The organism is Roseiconus lacunae, from assembly GCF_008312935.1.
GTDB lineage: Bacteria > Planctomycetota > Planctomycetia > Pirellulales > Pirellulaceae > Stieleria > Stieleria lacunae.
Window position 1 is genome coordinate 495,709 of the sequence record NZ_VSZO01000001.1, and the last position, 20,650, is coordinate 516,358.

General features: G+C 55.2%; 1 protein-coding gene. It reads left to right on the forward strand.

What is annotated here, in order from left to right; genetic code table 11:
* The first annotated feature begins 111 nt into the window (after positions 1 to 111).
* Entirely contained in the window at positions 112 to 20,631 is a 20,520-nt protein-coding gene (locus FYC48_RS01720) for a beta-propeller fold lactonase family protein (protein WP_160149272.1), read from the forward strand.
* Positions 20,632 to 20,650: the final 19 nt, after the last annotated feature.

Genomic DNA, 20,650 nt, shown 5'->3' on the forward strand with positions numbered 1-20,650 from the left:
TGTGGCGGGGAATTAATTCCCGTGTTGATAGAGGGTTGCCAGTTCATTTATCTGCGGGCAAACCTTTGGAAAAGGTGGTCGCAGGTTCGACTATAACCCAGATCACCTTTCATGGCCAATCGGCAGCTCGAACAGCAGACTTCTCGTTCATCGCGTCGCAACCCAGGCCGGTGGGCAAAGCGGCGACGAACGCGAGCCTTGATCGAGTCTCTGGAACCACGGCGAATGTTAGCCAACGTGCCGGTTCCACAATCAGGAGTCAAAGAGTTCGCGCCAATGGCGATCGAGTCGACGACCTATCAATTCGGCGCGAACAACTGGAACCAATCCAAAATCACCGAGCATGCGACGTCGACCGACACGCTCGATTTCAGTGCCGTCAGCGAAAAACTGACGTTTCGAATCAAGGCAAAACACACCGTTTCGGTCAGAGGCGAAACATCGAATTGGTCTGCCTTGGCGACGAACGTCGAACGTTTTGTTCCCGGTAGCGGCGAGAATGTCTTTATCGTTGAAGACGGCGGCGAACTTGCCCGCGGAGAGATCCTTGGCAACGCATCCTTGCCAAACCAGTCCATCGTACTCGCCTACACCAGTGATTTCGTAAACCCCAACAAACGGTTTGCCAGTGGAGTTTCCGACCCTATCACGCTCGATCGCGCGGGCGGATTCCCGGTTGCCCAATCCGTTGGCGTTCAATTCGACATTTTGAGCGGAAGAATCGAATTCGTCGGCGGACGGAACCAGGATTTATTGACCGGGGAAACGTTGATCGAGAACACGATTCGCGGCGGAAAGGGCAACGACACCCTTGTCGGAGGCCAGCTCGTCGACTGGTTGCGTGGTGACGACGGCGACGACATGATCGCGGGCGGTGAAGGAAATGATCGACGACCGGGAGGCACCGGTATGGAGTTCGCCGCACTGCAGGGCGGCGCGGGCGACGATCACATCGACGGGCAGGCTGGGGATGACATTCTGTCTGGCGGATCGAACGATGACACGCTGATCGGCGGCGGCGGTCATGATTTCCTTTATGGCGGCAACGGTAACGATGTCTTGTACGGTGACTTCGATCCATCGACCCCATCGATGCCCACCGCACAAGCGATCGGCAACGACGTTCTGCTCGGCCAATCCGGTGATGACCACTATCGGTTCGTTGCCACGTCTGCAGAGCAGGGCTTTGGACAAGACACTGTCATTGAATCGAGCGGCGAGGGAACTGACACCCTCGATTTTTCACAGGTTCAAACCTCCCTTACTTTCACGCTTGGTGGCCCAGCAAGCGAATTCATCGTCGCCTCCACGCCCGATGGATCCGGTGGCTTTCACCGGGTGAGTTCGACCAATCATATCGAGAATATTCGGCGGGGTTCGGGTGAGGCGACCTACCGCTTAACCGATGCAATCACGACGTCACTGGACGTCGACGGATGGCTGAATCACACACTGAGCGTCTTTAACGAAATCGACGAATCCGCCGAACCGACCACGGTGCTGGATCTGTCGATGCTCAGTCGATCCGCCGAGATCGTAATCGCGGCATCCAAGACGGGGCCGAAGCACAACGTCGTCACTGTGTCATTTGACAACGGTCTACTAGCCCCGAACAAACATATCAAATTGACAAACATTCGAACCATCATCGGGTCGGGTGTCGGCGACACGGTGACGTTTGATTCGGGCGCGGTCCTACTGGGAGATTTGCTCGGCGGCGCCGGTGGAATTTCGGTCGTTTACCAGTCGACACCGAACGACGATCATCAAGGTGTGATCGGTGCGGCAGACCTTCAATCCTCGATCGACTTAAGCACCAACCTACCTGAGCGTTTTGATTTTGATACGGCATCGATCGCGCTCACCTTAAGCGATGAATCCGATCACTTGCCTTCGGTCGGAGGCCGAACATCGAACGTGGTCAGCGTGACCGGCGGCAAAGGAAGCGATTTTTTATTCGACCGAGATGGTACTCACGATTCAACCCTTGCCGGCGGTGACGCCAACGACGCGATCTTTGGCAAAGACGGCAAGGATGCGCTTCGTGGTGGTGACGGGGACGATTTGATTCGAGGCCAGACTGGGGACGACACGATCGAAGGCGGTCGAGGCAATGATCTGCTCTTTGGTGGCCCGGACAACGACACCATCGTCGGCGGAAGCGGCGACGACCGAATCGTGGGCGGCCCGGGCAACGACAGACTCCGTGGCAATGGAGGAGTTGACACCTTTGTCTACCAGAACGATTGGGGCAACGATACGATCGAAACCGGCTACGTCGACTTTCGAAAAGACATCCTAGATCTATCGGCGGTCACGACGAATCTAGAGTACGAACTGAAGGCGAACGAAATCGAAGTTACGTCGCAAGACGGGAGCGAATTAAAAACCAAGAGCGGATTTAAGAACAGCAACGCCTTTCAAAAAATCATCACCGGTAGTGGAACACAGACCATCAAGTTCGGAAACAACTGGCAAACCGCCGAGTTTGATACCTCGAAGGCCACCGACGCGGGGGCGACCGTCACCTTCGACTTTTCTGCCACTGCGGTGCCGCTGGAATACCGATTCGTCAAAGTCGACGGTCAGTCTGTGTTGCGGGTATCTCGCATCAACGGGATCACCCGTGGAATCGTTGGTGCCGCCGTTCCGGGTGAACTGGACGACTACTTGCTTGACAAAATTGCGTCGACGATTTCGATTCCCGTCCCGAACGCAAACACGACAATCATCACCGGGAGCAACGACAACATCTACCGCCCGCTCGATGACGGCGTCTTCCCCGGTAACTTGATCCTCACCGGCGGTTATCGGCAACGCTCGCTGCCAGGAGAAAATCGTATTCCCGATGGCCTCAACGTCGGGCACACGCTCGCCGTGACCGACGGTTATCTCGGCAAGGAAACCTTCGTCGATTTGACCGAAGAGAAAATCGAAGGCTTGAATTACAGCACGGCAAATGGTGGGAACGTTACCGGCGTCGTCTACTCAGGAATCTACAACTTTATTCGAGGCAACTCAGCGGCGAACACCTTCATTCACGAAAATTTGGTCCCCGGAATTCATGGCCTCTACGGGGGTCGTGGTCCGGACACGTACAGCTTCACCAATTTTTGGGGAGCGGCCGTTGTCGCCGACTATCCCGACTTGGATCTCTTCGGCGAACCGGTTCCCGAGTCACTCGATACGCTAGATTTTTCCCGAATGGTCGGCAGCTTGGAAGTCGACGTATTTGACCTCTCCGTTCTCGGAGAAGACGGGGTGGGCGATTGGTTGCTCAGCGGATTTGACGGGGTCGATGTTTCGCAGTTCGAGATCGACAGCATCGCCGATCTAGCCGGAAACCTCGTCCTGGTACGCGACGTTTCGGTCGGTGCGGGCTTGGATACCGTCCTGGGAGACAGCGAATCCGACGTACGTGATTTCCTATCGGGTACCGGGACCAGTTTCCTTGCCGCGATCGATATCGAATCAATCATTGGTCCTCAACTGGGCGTTTTAAAAATCAACTTCCATGGGGAAGCGGAACTACGCGGGACGGTGACAGCGGGGTCCAACGGAACTGTCGAACTGGATTATTCCGAATACGGATCGCCGGTCGAAGTCCACGCCGGCAAATACTCGCTCAGTAACCTGCTCAATATCGAAGGTGACGATCGAACGAAGAACGTTGTGGATTCGGTCCAAAGCTATCTCGTCGATGGAGAGGTGCTGCCGATCTTGATGGATCGCCCGGCGACGTCCACCGCCGGTGCGACGGGGATCGGCGGACATCGACTTCAGGGCCTGACAACACTGATCGACGTGACGGAAATCGTCGGTTACGAGAATCCTGTCTCATCAACGCTCGCCGAATTCGGCGTGTCTGGTTTAGCCAAAGTAATCGGAAGCCCCTATGAAGACACATTGGTCTCCGAAGGTAGCGAATTGGAGTTCGCCGCCGGACCCTTGGATACCGTCTCTGGCGTACTGAACTTATTCGATGCCAACCCTGCAACGCTAAACTTCTTTGTCGATCTTGAAAATAAAGTCGTCAACACCATTCCTGGCGCGAGCGAACCGAGTGTGCTATTGACTTGGACCGGCGGTCAAGATGTCGTGTCGGGTCCGGGCAACGATCACATCGTCGGTTCCTCTGCGGACAACACGTTCATGTTCGAAGCCGCCGACGAAAACAACGGCTGGGGAATCGATGTCGTCACCAGTGGCGTCGCCGCAGATTCACCCCAAACGGTCGGACATGACATCATCGACTTGACTCGTGTCCCGGCCAGTTGGACGTTTTCTTGGGTTGACGATCTTAGCCTGGACTATTTCAAAATTGTCGCGCACAACGGTGAAGGTGCTCTGCTGCCGCACGAGATTCGCATCCCGCGTAATGACAAGAACGATTTAACCGTCCATCTGGAAAACTCCACCTTGGCGTTCATCGTCGACGATTACGAGGTGGAATTATCTTCCGGTGCGGTTCCGGCAGGCTATTCGCCTCAAATCGCCACCCGGAATCTGACGACGACGGTCGATCACTTGATGCCGACCATTCCGTCCATTGCGATCGAAACGGCACTTCAAGCTTTTGACGGAACCCAGTTGACACTTGCCGGAGGCCCCGGCGGTGCGTCGACCAGCAAAACCCTCTTCGTCGTGGACTCCGACGATCAAAGCAGTCGTCAACTTCAAACCGCCGAGGGTGTCGTACTGATCGATTCGGCCGATATTAAAATCATTCTGACAGACTTACCGGGACAGCAGCTCGCGACGCGGACCTTGCAAGGAGACATCAAGCTCGACCGCACTGCTGCCGGTTATGGTTGGGACAGCGACGCCGACCTGAGCGTCGTGGCCGGTCGGATTGACCTGGTTTCGGTCTTAGTTCGCGAGCTTCAATATCGCCTGACCAATGATGCCGTTTCCACGGCACTTGCCCCGGGCCAAATCGCTCGAACGGTTCCCAGTCTGGTGCACGCGATCGGCAATACCGACCAAACGCCTCAAACAGTCACCATGTCGATCGATGGAACGATCGACGAAACGACAGATTTGTCGATCTTAGTCGGTCACGCGGTTGCGAATTGGCAATCAGTCGCACCGCCGGGATTCACCGTTCAAACGCCAATTGTCACGGTGGGTCACCTTAGCGATGGCAATTTAGTACGCACGTTGCCAGACGGAACCATTCGCCTGGATCCTGATGCGGCTGGTCATGGCTGGTTTGTTGATCCAAGCCCTTCGTCGGCCGATGATGTCGCGACCATCGGTTCCGGAAAGATCGATTTACTACACGTCGTGATGCACGAGATCGGTCATACGATCGGACTGGGAAGTTCAGTCGCGCCGGATGCGTTGATGAACGAATCAATAGCTACGGCGACACGTCGCATGCCGCCAATCGATTTCGCGGTTCCATCCGATTTGGCAGATCAAGCCAAGATCGATCTCGGTTTGAACGCTTTTGCCGAGTGGGTCGGTGGTCAAAACGGAGGTGACTCGCTGGCCGACCGTTTCATCGATGCATTCAGCCCAGAAGTAGAGATCCCATTTTTGGGTACTCTCCGGATGTCAGATCTTCTTGGGATCAACACCGCCGACACGAGTTTCGTTGAGGAACTAAACGAAGGATTGCGAACGGACATCATTGATTCGATTCGATCGATATTTGCATCCGGGCAGCCGGTCACGGCTGACTTGATCGCCGACTTGGATCAAATCGAAAGGGCTGCATCGACCAATGGTTTGGCTTTTTCGGCGACCGTCGCGATGTCAGAATTGGATCGTTCACAAGCGTACGAGCTTGATCTGGATGAATTGCGAATTGCCGGATTTGATCCGTCCGACTTCGGTTTCAACATCACAAGTGATTCACCACCAGAACTTCAAGTGTCCGCCGAAATCGATTTCCGGTTCGACTTTGGTATCGACAGCGAAGGCGAGTTCTATGTCGAACGTCCTACGTTGGTCGCATCCGTTCAAATCGACAGTGGAACCGATACCGAAGGCAACTTAGTACCCTTCGATCTTGACGCTTCGCTAGGCCCCCTGGGATTAAGCATCGTCGGAGGTACGATTCTCATCGGTGGTTCGATGTCACTGGGAACGCCCGAACGATTGACCTATCCGTCGTTGATCAACAACGCCTCTCCGCCGGGGCTGCTGTTACCCGCCTTAGGCAACGACACGATTATCGACGTCAATTTGCCAATCGAACTGACGGGTGCATTGTCGGGGATCAATAACGAAGGGTTGGCGATCAAGGCGAACGGGAATTTTGGTGAAGTCATCGGATCGCTCGACAGTCTCGTGGATGGTATCGATTTGCGGACCCCCGGACTTGCGAACGCCTTCGATCTTCGCAGCGTTAGCTTGGACCAAATCTTAGACGGCATCATCGCTGGATTGGATGCCTTGGTCGATGAGGATCCTATCAACGGTAGCCTGATCGCACGAGAGATTCCCGGACTGAATCAAAGCGTGATCGACCTATTCGGCGATGGGACTGATGATTTCATTGTCGGACTAAAGAATGCGATTGCCGATGTCCACGACAATGCCAACAGCAATCTAGGCATGCTCGCCGATCAACTGAACGCCGCCGTGAACCAATTCTTTGATGGCGACCGAGTTGATCCGTTCACGATCACTTACGACAACTCAACGCTGTTGATCGACTTCGCCTTGGAGCGACTGTTGGTCGAAAAATCGCTCGACTTTTCAATCGATCTTCAGTCGCTATTCGAAGACGAAATTCAATCATTTCTCGACTCTAGTCCGCTCCTGAGTGAAATCCCAATCGATCCCACCGCACTCGATGTTCAGATCGGGGATTCCGAAGGTCTGATTCAATTGGATGTCAGTGGATCCGGTGGAATCCAATTCGGCTTCGGCATCGACTTGAGCGACGTTTCCGATCCGGTAACGTATGTGACCGATCAATCGGAAGTCTATGTCTCGGCGACGGCAGCGTTTGAAAACCCGATTGACCTTGACGTACGTCTTAGGCTTGCCGATTTGATCGGGCAACCAGAACGTGCGGACCTGCCAACGGTCAGCTTTGCTATCCGACAAGCCACCGCAGCGATTGAAATTCAAGCCGCTTATGGATTGAAGGACCTCGACGCCCGACGATATGAGGTCGAATCGATCACGGCAGACGATTTAGAAATCACCGTCAGCGGAAATGCAGACTTGTCGTTGCCGCTGTACTTCGGCGACAACATCCCCGTCGGAGGAACGACTCGGGACAACGACGGCAACGGCTTTGGCGATCATGTCCTGCACCTCGGTATTTCGCTTGCCGACGCGAATCGTAGCGGCGGCGACATCGAATACGATCTCTCCGGCCCTGGCGTCGAACAGTTGCTAGGCCTCGGGGCGATGCTGAATGACCCTCAAAACTTACTCGACGGGTTGGAGGCGATGTTCGATGGCTTGCAATCAGACATCGACACCAAATTTCGACAATTGGGGCTGCCCCTGATCGGTGACCAACTCAAAGACGCTGCGGCGTTTCTTGGTGATTTGGAAGCTGATTTATTAGGGTTAAAAAACGCGGTGCCCAACGAGCGAGGGTTCTTTTACTACGGCGACGGATCGTATGACGCCAGACTGGGTGCGGCACTGGAATCCGCCGTCGGCAACGAAGAAAGCGTGATCGATTTGGTCCGCCGTGAGGTCCACGCCTTGGTAACTAAGCTTGGGACGAATGCTTTGCAAGTTCCCGTTCTGGACGATGACGGCCAACCACAATTCGATACCGATGGAAAGTTACGTCTCAAAGCGATCGATCGTCCCGAAGACATCGGTATCACAATCAAAGACGGCACCGCCCAGTTCAACTTGGCGATCTCCGGCAGTGTCTTTGATGCCTTCAAAGTTCCCTTGAATTTCGACGCCAGTATTCCGGGACTAGGACTTCGTTCGAGCGACGGAAGTGCCATCTCAGTCCAGATGGACTATGTGTTTGGGCTGGGCTTTGGCGTTTCAAGCTCGGACTGGTTCTTTGTCGACACGACGGGTGTCACCGATAGCGGGTCCGAGTTCGCGTTGGATCTTTCCGCGACACTCGATCCCGGCACATCACTCATCGGTGAATTAGGCTTTTTGAAGGTTCAGCTCGATGACGCCGCCGGTACAAGCGGACTACGCGGGCGAATCGAAATTGATCTTCAAGACGGTGACGGCAACGGCCGATGGTCTCCACTGAAACTTGAGCCGCTGGGCGTCCAAGGACGCATCACAGCCGACGCCGACATTGATCTTGATGCGACTGTCAAACTGCCAGCGAGTGGCGGATTGCAATTGCCGGAACTGGCGACGACGTTTCGCTACCACCAACTGTTTGCTCAGATTGAATTCGGCACCGGTGGATCCATGGCAAATTTCGGTGATTCACCGATCATCGAATTTGCAAACGTGCAAATGGACCTCGGCGAATTCATCACTGGTTTCGTCGGGCCGATCGTCGGCGAAGTCGCCGAGGTGATCAAACCGATCGAGCCAATCGTTGACGTCTTAACCGACGAAATCCCACTTCTGAAAAGTATCGGCGCATCTCAGACTTCACTCTTAGATATTGCCAAAGTCATCTTGGGTCCAACCAAGTTCGCACCAGTGGCAAAGGGCGTCGAAGCGGTGACGAAGTTGTTCGAATTTATCGATGCGATCGACGACTTTGATAACGCTGAATCGTTGATCATTGATTTCGGTAGCTTTCGAATAGGTGACGAAGTCCGCACCCCCGGTGGCAGCGGAACTCCGACGACCAACCAAGCCAAAGACACGATTTCCCAAACAGATAACGCCACCAATTCAAAAACCAAAAAAGTCACCGAAAAACTTGGGACCACCAAGGGCAGCTTTGAATTTCCACTGCTGTCCGATCCGTTCACCGCGTTCGAGTTATTGCTGGGCAAAGACGTCGATCTGTTCCAATATGAAATGCCAGGATTGGCACTCAATTTCCAGTATCGAAAGTCGTTTCCAATCTTCCCGGGATTGAATGCGCGTTTGGGCGGACGGGTGACCGCCGATACCGAATTTGTCTTCGGATTTGACACCACCGGTATCCGGCAGTGGGCCGAACGAGGCAACTTCGCCGTTAGCGAAGCGGGCAAGATCTTTGAAGGCTTCTTCGTCGATGACCAAGTCACCTTCGTCGATGGCACGCTGATCGAGGGCGGCGGCCTGATCAAGGCAGACCTACCTGAAGTGGTGTTGTCGTCCTCAATTTTCGCCGGAGCATCCGTCGGCGTACCGGGGCTGGTCGAAGCCGGCGTGGAAGGCGGGATCAAGGCACAAATCGAATTTGACTTGAACGACGTTCCCAACCCCGCAATCAGTGGCGGCCAACACTATGACGGAAAGCTTCGATTAGAAGAACTCACCCAGCGTCTCGACCAAGGAGCGAGTTGTCTGTTCGACACCTACGGACAACTGTCGGCATTTTTAGACGCATTTTTCTGGGTCGGTTTGGACCTGGGGATCTTTGGCCAAGTCACTGTTTTTGAAGCCCGAAAGACGTTCTTCAGCGCGATCTTGGCGGACTTTAATACCAGTTGCCCCAGTCCGAATGCGACGATCGCGACTCAGTCGGGCGACACAGTGACCTTGGCATTTGTTCCCGGGCCGGGTCAACCAATCCCCGCCGGTCAAGGTGAACTGTACCGGGTCGAACAAAAACTCGTCGATGCAACGCCGCTGGATCCGAATGACAACGCGATGCACGAACGAATCGTGATTACATCGCGAGGTAATCGAATCGAATTCGATCCCAATAACGTAGCCAAGATCTATGTCCCTGGGACGAACCGAAACGACCATTACATCGTCTCGGCGGGTGTCGATGCATCGATCGAGATTCATGGCCGCGGCGGTGACGATACCATCGAAGTTTACTCCACCGTTGGCGATACACGAGAAATTCACGGTGGAGATGGCAACGACACCATCACCGGCAGTGAGGCGTCAGATTGGATCGACGGCGGCACCGGTAATGATGTCCTAGGTGGGATGGGCGGCGACGACACGATCCTGGGCGGTGCCGGAATCGATTTTATTAGTGGCGGTGATGGTGATGATCATCTTGAAGGCGAAGTAGGCGATGATTCAATTTCAGGTGATGCCGGCAATGATGTGATTATCGGCGGTAGCGGCGAAGACCGAATTGACGGCGGTGATGGCGACGACCAAATCTACGGCGATGAAGTCACGATCGATCAGAACGGTATCGTTACAGTTTCGGCCAGCGGCGAAAAAGACATTTTGCGTGGTGGCATGGGTGTCGACCATGTTTGGGGGCAGGGTGGCAACGACACGCTTGAAGGCGGCCTGGATGCGGATTGGCTTCGAGGCCAAGGCGGCGAAGACACCTTCGAATGGACCGTCGGTGACGGAGAGGACGCGTTAATCGCCGGTGGCCACTCCGACAAGCTCAACGACGAAGGCACGGCGGTTCCCGAAGTCGACACCCTGCGGATTCGCAGCCTCGACGGTCGATTCAACGACACGGCAAACGTCGCCCCGTCGACCGCCGATCCATCCGATGTGGTCGTAACCTTCGATTCACAAGGTAGTATCACAACACTCACGTTGACTCAGCTTCAGCGATTGACATTCACCCTGGAGGCGGGCAAAGACACGATCAACGTTCAAGACCTCCGCGGCACAACGCTGCAAGGTCTCGATGTCGATTTTGGTTCGGGCGAGATTCTTGAATTTGTTCCGATGATGGAGCAATTCAAGACCGGCGAAACCTTGCTTATCGGCAACCAAGGTCAGGCTTCGGTCTTCCGAGCCGACGATGCGTTTGCCCCCGACACGAACACCACGACAGTCTTTTTCCGCCAAACCTTTGTCGGCGGTGACTACGAATTCGAAGCCGATGGCGCGCCGGCCTTGAGAGAAGCAATGTTGCCCGATGGATCCGTTGTACTGGTGCAGCGCCATTCCGGTGGGACGCCAATTCTCGATGCTGGTGATCCGATCTTCCTTCCTTTCGAAACTCGATCGTTGATCAGCTATCGCGAGGTTCGCCGCGTATTCGAGCAGAGCGAAGCTTTGGCAGAAGGCGTCTCGATCGATTCGACGATCCAGCCGTTTCGACGACAAACGCTGCAGACCAATGCGAGCTATCAGTTCGACGCACAGGGCGAACCGGTCCTAGAGAGTTTCGATGATGATGGCACATTGGTCTTTTACCAAGTCATTGATGGCGACGGCGAAGTTGACGACGAAGGAAACCCAATTTGGATCAATGGGTCTGCCGACCAGCCAGTGCTATTTGAATTGCGGTACATCGAACGTTCGCGACAAAAATCGATCCCCGTATTCGATGCAAACGGTCAACCGGCTCTGGATGCCAACGGCGTGCAACTCGAAGAGATCTTCATCACTCCCGAGTATGGAATCGATTCCGATGCCGATACTCTGCACTTCTTCGGCAGCCCCGAAAACGACAACGTGACCGTTCGTGGTGACGAAGACGAAATCTATGGTTCGATCGAAAACGGGATCCAATTTTCGATCACCAATGCCTCTGCCGAACGTGGCGACCAATTGTGGATCGAAACCTTCGGCGGCGATGACACCATCGACGCCGCCGAAGTCACGACCAGCCTAGTTAATCTGAATCTATCGACCGGGGATGGAAACGACATCGCGATCGGGACACCGTTCGCGGACACCATTAATAGCGGGTTGGGAGATGACATTGTGACCGGCGGCCGCGGCGTGGATTACTTCATCGACGCCGGTGGTATCGATACGATCACGGAATACCAAGACGCAAACTTCACGCTGTCCGATCAAGCGTTAACGATGGCGTTCCTGACGATACAGACCGATGATGACGGCCTGGTGATTTTGCCACGTACGGAATGGCTGGTCGAAACGGATGAATTACTAGGTTTATTTGAATCGGCTGACCTGAATGGTTTCCGCCCTGATGCTGACCATGCCTCTTTCAATGATGGCTCGGAAACCGACGGTCTACACGAGACCAACAGTGTCAATCAATTCGTGGTTTATGGGTGGAGCGGGGTAGCTGACCTGGACGGTGGGCCCGCCGCCGACGAATACAAGCTGACGCTCGATGCATCAATCCCGCGATCGACTAATTCGGAAATCACGATTGGGGACACTGGCGAATACGGCTTCGACCACGTCACCATCATGGGAACATCGGCAAGCGACACCTTCCGTTTTCGTGCGGGGGTCGTCGAGCGTGTGATTGCACGTGATGGCCAATCCACCGGTAGCCTGTTCGATGCCCTGACCGACTTCACCACCGACATTACCGTTCGCGATCCGGCCCTGGATGCGTTCTTCAGCCAATCGGTTCGCTACAGTAGCGCCGAAGGCTTGGTCACATCTGGATTAGAAGGAAATGACTTATTCATCGTTGACGACAGCAGTCGTGAATTGATCGTCTACGGGGACTCCGGCGCCGATCGCTTCTTTATCGGAAACGTCATTTCGACGAAAAAGTTCCAACACCCCACGCTGGGTGAAATCGATGTCGTCGACGAAATCACCAACGGTGTTTCGTTTCCATCGTCGTTCTATGGCGGCAGCGGAAACGATTACTTTGAAGTCAATCACAACATCGCCGAGATTTCACTGTTTGGCGAATCCGGCGACGACACGTTCTTCCTACAGGCACACCTGACGACTTCACCGGCGGATGAATCAGTCAGTCAGCCGTTGGCGCTCAGTGATGTGAATGTTCATTCGGCCGAAGGCGAGCGTGACGTGCTGTCTTATGTACGCAATGCCCCGGTTAATGTCTTCGGTGGCGACGGAATCGACACCCTGGTGATTCTGGGAACACAGGTCGACGACGAGTTCTTTGTTTTCACGGAACTTGACGAGAACGGCGAATTGGTTCAGCGGATTTACGGCGTCGGCCTAGTGGTTCCCGAGATCCAAGGGATCGAACGGCTGATTATTTTGACCGGTGCGGGAGACGATCGAGTTTATGTATACGGCACGCTGGCCGATCAAGAGATTCAAATCAACACCGGTAGCGGTGACGACGGAGTCTATTTTGGTGGCGACGAGCGATCAATGATCGTCGACATTCCCGAATCGATGGAAACGCGAACCAAATTGATTCCGCAACCAGACAGGGTCGAACGATTTACGATCACCTTATTCCCAGGGTATTACTACAACAAATTGGTCGGCTACCGAGTCCCCGCATTCAAATTGTTCCCGATCTACCGCCGAACCTATGTGCCGCCGGTTCGATATTCCTACACGGTCACGACCCCGGTCCCGCCGCTCGAAGAAACCGAAACGGTGATAATCCCGCGGTATCTATTACCGGTCACGATGCCCAAGCGGAAGAATCTCTCTGGCATCCGTGGTCCCGTAATCATCGATGGTGTCACTCAGGACATCGACGGCGGCGGTGATACAATCACGTTTGACAATAGCGAGGCGCATCTTGTTTCGACCGATCACTTAGTTGGTGCGTTGCGAAGACGTGATGTCGAAGACGTTTCACTGAGCACCGACCGTTCGGAATTGACGCCGGTCACCCCAGAAGGTGTCTCGGACGTCGTGATCGAAAACGCGGTTCTGAACAAACTACGTGACCTACACCGAATCCGCCAACAAGGCTTAATCGACCAGATCCTCGCGACGGATAATCGAGACGGCGCGACTGAGGTGACGCTTTCGCCAGGAACTCGAATCAACACGTTTGATTCATTTGACGCTTTCTCTGCCTTCGCTCAAACCCAAGCCTTTGAGGCAGGTGTTGATGACGATGGGATCGCGCAAGTCGTTGGCGATGCGCGATTAGCGAATTCGGAAATCACCTTCGAACTCGAAACCGATCTGGACGAAAACGGTGCGATCCTAGAGATCCGCATGCTTTCGACGATGCCAATCCTGATCAGCGTTCCGAACCGATTCGTGCGGTCATCGAATCTGGAAAGCACCACGGTCTACGACACCGTGCAAGGGCTTGGGATGCCGCTGGGTGTTTACTACCTTGGATTCAACAACGTCGGGGTCATGCTTTCGCCTGATGACGACACATTGACGATCGATCAAACCGCGGAAACCATCTCCACGATTGTCTCGGCAGGGCTCGGCGATGACCTCGTTGATGTTCGACGTGTTAGCGGAACCACCACGTTGAATCTCGGTGGTGATGACGACCACGTTCGTTTCGGTGGTGGCGTTCCGATCTCAGCGTTTACAGGAAACCTGACCATACATGGCGACGATGGAATTGACACGGTTCGCTGGGACGCATCGGATAACTCGAGTGCCGTTTCGCTAACGATCACACGCGATTCGATCTCCTCGCCAATCACCGCGAATCCGATTCAAATTGCCGACGACATTGAAACCGTCGAAGCGATCGGGAGTTCAAGCGATGACATTTTTGATGTGACCTATGGCCAAGCGAGCTTGACGGAATCATCGGCCGCCAGCGAACGACACCTTTCTATCGACGGCGGGCCTGGTCAAGACAACGTGTCGGCGACCTACTTGGTCCCCTTCACGCAACAGTCGCAGCATCCGCTACTCACTATTTCCAATGCCGATTCACACTTAACCGCTACCGTTGACAACCCAAACGTCCACGATGATTGGCTGATCGTCAACGGGCAACTTCGCTTGGGAAACCGCCTGGAACAATCACAACCGGTGTTTGAAGGCATCGGCGGAGGGACGCTTGCCTACACACTCGACAGCGGTCATCCATCACGGGACATCCGTGTGCTTTCGACGCAAGCGAACCAACGCGTGGTGGTCAACGACATCAACTCGACCGCCCCACACATCACCATCGGGCATTCGGGCGTGGGCCTCGTTAGTTCGCGAAGTTTGTCATCGATCGCCGGGCCGATCGAACTTAACATCCCCGCAGAAAGTGCAGTCGTGCTCATTGATGACGGCCATGCCGAAAACCGATCGTCGCGATTTGGGAGATTTGATGACCGAATCGTCTCGGGTTTTGGTTCCGGTTCGATCACACTGAATCTGAATCCGATGAGTCAAGTCAATTTTATCGGCTCTGATTTGGTTGACTATCAAATCATCGCCAATCTGCGAAGCTACGAAACGCATCTACAGTTGGGTGACGGAAACGACACGGTTCAAATCCTGAATAACGATGCGGGTGGCTCGGTCAGACTAAACGATGGCGACAACGAAGTGTCCATCGTCCCGACGGCTGATTACTTTGAAGTCGCCGCCGGAAACGGACAAAACAATGTCTCGATCGATTTAAGCGATTCGACTGAAACGATCGTCGATGGATCAATCGGGCAATACCTGACTGCGCAGCCAACGACGTTGCTGACGTGGGGTGGTATGTATGACTACGAAGCTGAACTTGCGAGCCCGGGAAGTCAGACGCCTCCCAATCATCGTTTCTTCATTTACAATTTTGATCAAACGAACGTGCTTCTGGGCACTGGAAGCGACCACTTCGAAGTCCGTGCCGCGGGCAGTGGAATTGACAACTCGGTTGGCTTAACGCTTGATGGTGGCGAAGGGGCCGATGAATTCGTTATCCATCCGGACAACCAGTTTGAGTTGCGAACGATCGGTGGCGAACAGGATGATCTCGCGACGCTATTGATTCCGGCAGTGCCTTCGGCGTCGCACTTTGCCGGGCATCGATTTGAGATCAACCAATTGATCGTCGACAATCGTTCTAGTGCGATCGCATCTCAGTGGACGCTGCATGCCGATTTCCGGCTCACCGCACAACCGATCGACAATTCAGACCCGAATCGGATCGTTTCAGTTATCGATGCCTCGGGCGTGGATCGGATCGAACTGTTAGCCTCCAACGCCGATGACCGTTTAGTGTTTGAAACGGACGCGACAGGCGAAACAATCTTGGTCGGACCAAGTCTGTTTGTCGAAAACGGATTGGACGTCTTGTCCGCACCTCGTGCTTGGGTGTTCCGCGGCTTTCGATCACATGTTGGTTTTGATCAGTTGCCGTCCTCGACACAGACTCACGTCGAAGACGGTATGGTGGTCGTCACCGAAACCGGTTCGATGACCGGTAGCGACGATGCGAGTCGCGCCGCCTCAACGACAAGCAGAATCTTAGTCGAAACACAAAACGGATCCGGGTTCGCGTTCTACTCGATCGATCTCGCGCGGACCGATCGAGAGCAAATCGTCTCCTTCGCGGCAACGTCGATGTCGGGACAGCCTGTTGAGGCAACGTATGTCATCGCCCCCGGAACTGGGGCTCAGCGAATTCAACTTCCCACCAGTTTTAGCGCGATCACATCGGCGGAGTTTTGGACTAGCAACGGTGTGGCGCTGACGTTTGACAATCTTTCAATCCTGCGTTACCCGGTCGGATCGGCGGCGACGATCGGACCGGTAGCGTTGACAACCGCAACGTCAGCGTCGCTGGAAATCGATACGTTAAATTTGACGCTTAACGGAATCGCAAGCGGCGGAGTCTTCAATGGCACCACGTTTTACTCCCAATGGATCGAGAACGGAACGATCGCCCAGTTTCGTTTTGCCGGCGACCTATTGATTCCCGATGGTGCGACGGTCGAAGTGCTGGGCGATCGAAGCCGTGGGGTCAGCTTCGTTGTGGCCAACGATGCGAACATCGGTGATGACGTGACGTTTGATTTTGAAGCGAAAGGCAATCTGGCCGGCCCCGGTGGTGGCCAAGGCGGACAGGGCGGGCACGGCGGAAACGGCGGCAGTGGTGGCAGCGGAGGTTCCGGCGGTGGCTATCGGGCCGGTGGTTCCGGTGGCGTGTCGACGGGCTGCAAAACTGTCGCCGCATGGGAGTCTGTTCCATGTTCGCTCGATCGTGGCGATTATGGCCGTAGTGGTCTTGTCGGCGGCGACGGGACGGACGGCTCGATGGGAGCCACCGGTCAGCCTGGAACGGCTGGTAGTGCCGGAATCAATGGTGGTATTCCAGGGGTCGGCGGCAGCGGCGGCCTGGGCGGAGACTCGGGTGAAGGTGGTGTCGCCTCGGCTTCGGTCGGGTCTCGCGGAAACCGAGGCAGTGTCCAAAGCAATGGCGGAAGTGGCGGGAACGGCGACGAAGGCGGCGACGGCGCCCACGGTGCGAACGGCTGGAGTGCGTCTGCTTCTTCAGCCGGCGGACATCAAGCGATTGATCCCTACATGATCTCCGGCGGCGGAGGAGGCGGCGGGGGTGCTGGCGGAGGTGGTGGCGCCGGAGGCGGCGGAGGTGCCGGGGGATCGAGCGGTGGCAGCGGTGGGGGCGGCGGATCCAGTTATGGCGGCACGCCCATTCCGTTTGCCGTGGTCTACTATGATTTGACCGGCGGCCGCGGTGGAAACGGTGGCCGTGGTGGTGATGGCGGCGACGGAGGAGACGGCGGTGATGGGGCCGATGGAGGAAACGGCGGCGGTGGTGGTGGCGGATTCGAAATCATCGCCGGTGGACGACTGACTGTCGCCGAAGATCGTGAGGCCGATGGCAATTCCAGCGGCACGACGTTCTTAGTTCGTGGTGGTTCCGGAACCGATCAGGATTCGTCTGATCAAAATGCCGGAATCAACGTTGGTTTGGATTCCGGACGGAACCACCGTAAAAACGAAAGCCGCCAGTCCGGCGGCGGCGATGGTGAGACGGCACTGTTAACGCCCGATGCCGGAAATGGTGGCGGTGGCGGTTCAGGTGGATCAGGCGGATACGGTCGCGGCGGCGGACAAGGCGGTGCGGCAACGGCCGGTTCGGGTGGCGCCGGCGGCACCGTCAAACTCGTCGGATCGACTTTGGAAATTCCCGATGAAGTCCAGGTCGATGCTCGCGGCGGCTGGGGAACCTACGGCGATGCTGCTGATGGCCGCGTGATCCTGGGAAGCAATGCCGTGATCGACTCAGAGTTGTTGGTCGACCGCCGTGGCTCGACATTGACCTTTACTGGTCACGAAAGACCACAGTGGATCGCAGGACAAAATCCTTTTGTTGCCGGCGTTCCGGTGACTCCCCATGTGACCGACTTGATCGGTGGAGCCGACGTCTTTGGGATCCTTGACCATTATCAAGCGTCGGATTTTGATGCGTTTGATTTGCTTGGCAATCCAACCGCCGTCGCCGCCGTCTATCGACTCGATTCCCTCGACACCGACCTGACCGCGACGACTGACGAAAACTTCCTTGGCTATGACATCTTGCTTTTCGCGAATCTGTCATTCGGTGAACTAATCGATCCTGCGATCGGGGTGACGATGACCGATGAAGATGCCCCCTTCACCGAGTCGCTGCTCACCGCTGGTTTCGCCATCGACCCAAGCTTCGGCGGAACACCCGGCACCGGTTTTCAAGGCGCAACCGTTTTGCCGGTAATCGGAAGTCGCAACGTTTGGGCGACACTGATTCCCGAAGACGCCATCGGCGTGAACGCTTCGATCGCAGGTCGGTTCAACTCACTACAGAACGTTCCATTAGCCAATGGCCAAGTGGCCTACCTGACCGCTGATCCGACCAATCCCGATGTTGATCTAAATGGGTTTGATGCGATCGCGGCAAGTCCAGACGGGAATCACCTGTATGCCGTCAGCGCCAGCGACGGCACCGTGTTGGTCCTGAACTCAGGAGATCTCTCGCAGCGTCAACAGCTCGTCAGCGGCCAAGACTTCGGCGGAGTCGCCCACCCCAGTGACATCACTATCAGTCCCGATGGTCGCAATATCTATGTTGGCGATTCGGATTCAAATCAGCTAGCAACCTTCACCCGCGACCCGGACTCCGGTGACCTTGTGTTTCTACAACAATTGGATGTCGATATCGGAGAAGGTGACGGAACGATCTCGATCAAACCCGACGGTTCTGAACTACATGTGACCGGATCAACGGTCACGCGATTCAGCCGCCACACCAATGGGTCCCTATCGAACGACCCGAACAGCAACCTCGGAACCGGCATCTCGGCGTTGACCTCCAGCATCGACGGCGCCCTGACTTACACCGTCAATTCATCCGACGGGAGCTTGTCAGTCATCAAACGAATGGCCCCTTCGACGATCGTCGATGTCGATGTCAATGTGAGTATCGATCACGACATCATGAGCGAATTGGATGTCTACTTACGATCACCCTGGGGAAGAACGGTACCGCTTTTCACTGACGTCGGCGGTTTTCGATCGGCGGAAACGGTGACACTCGATGACGAAGCCAATCGGTCAATTACAAGCTACTTGAATTCAGGCACCTATCGTCCAGAAAGCTCGTTGTCGGCTCTCGATGGTCGTGACGCCAACGGACTTTGGCAATTGCAGGTCATCGACGATACCGGCGCGACGTTTCCATCCACCGGCGAATACGGCACACTACGCGATTGGTCAATCGATGTCGAAGGCTCCGATGGTTTGCGTCGGCGGTTCCGAAACAGTACCGACTATACGATCGGCAATTTTTTGCTCCCCAGCGGTTCGGTGACCTCGCTCATTAATGTCAGCCTTTCCGACTATGACCGCACCGTCCAGACACTCGCAGGGTTGCCCGGACAAGCGGACATTCAAGTCAGTAACGACGATCGATTCGTCTATGTCACCTCCGCTGCCAGTCATGCGATCACCGTATACCAGCGTGACTTGCAAACCGATCAACTTAGTGCCATTGAAACACTATTCAGCAATCAGAAAAACCTCGGACTGGTCTCACCGACCGACATCGAGCTAACCCACAACAACGCGTTCGTGATCATTAGCAGTGAAAGCGAAAATTCGATCGCCGTTTACGCCAGAGACGTAGCTACGGGACAGTTGCAATTCGTCCAGATGCTACAAGAGGGGCGTTTTGGGCTTGCCGGAGTCGAAGCGCCGCGTGACTTAGAAGTGGTCGGCGATCATACACTGTTTGTCACGACCGCGAGCGGGATAACCGAATTTGATTTGAATACGATAGATCCGCCAATCAAGCGGCAGGAGCTGATTCAATTCACCAGTATCGAATCGGCTCGAATCAACGTCCTGCCGGATGACTTCAACATCGAGATGCTTCCGGAGGCTCCCGAGGGTCGTGGTTGGGACGTGATCGAAGAGGTCGATCATGTACGATTGGAACTAGTCGACTTGATCCAAGGCCCTTCGGTGAAACTGATCGGTACCGGCGGACACTCGACGATCAATGCGTTAGAAGTCATTTTCGACGGCCCAGTCGACATCGATCCCTCCGCGTTTGAGCTCTCCCGACGTGGCGAAACGGGATCAATCATTGACACCGATTTCACCGTCGCACCTCTCAACGAAGATGGCCAAACAATTGCCACGATCACCTTTAGGGGTGACGGCGTTCGTCCGATTGGCGGTGCCTTAGAAGACGGCAATTATGAACTCTCGATCAATCCCGATCGAATCCGCCGAGCTGGCACCAGCGTTCAGATCGATGGGGACGGGGATGGGGTTGCCGGAGGTGCGATGGTCTTCGGAGCCGACGAGGCCGACCAGTTCTTCAGCCTGTATGGTGATGTCGACGGGGATCGCTATGTAGGCATTCGTGACTTCGGTTTTTTCCGCCACGCCTACCGAGTCGACGAGACCGACCCGAGTTTCGAACCGCAACTCGATTACGACGGTGATGGCTACATCGGCATACAAGATTTCGGCCAGTTCCGCCGACGCTATCGCAGCGAATTGGATTTTCAATAGGTTCTAACACTGAAAGAGT

Bases quoted from the DNA above. Each gene is read 5' to 3' on its own strand.
- FYC48_RS01720 (WP_160149272.1), top strand. From the start codon at position 112: ATGGCCAATCGGCAGCTCGAACAGCAGACTTCTCGTTCATCGCGTCGC.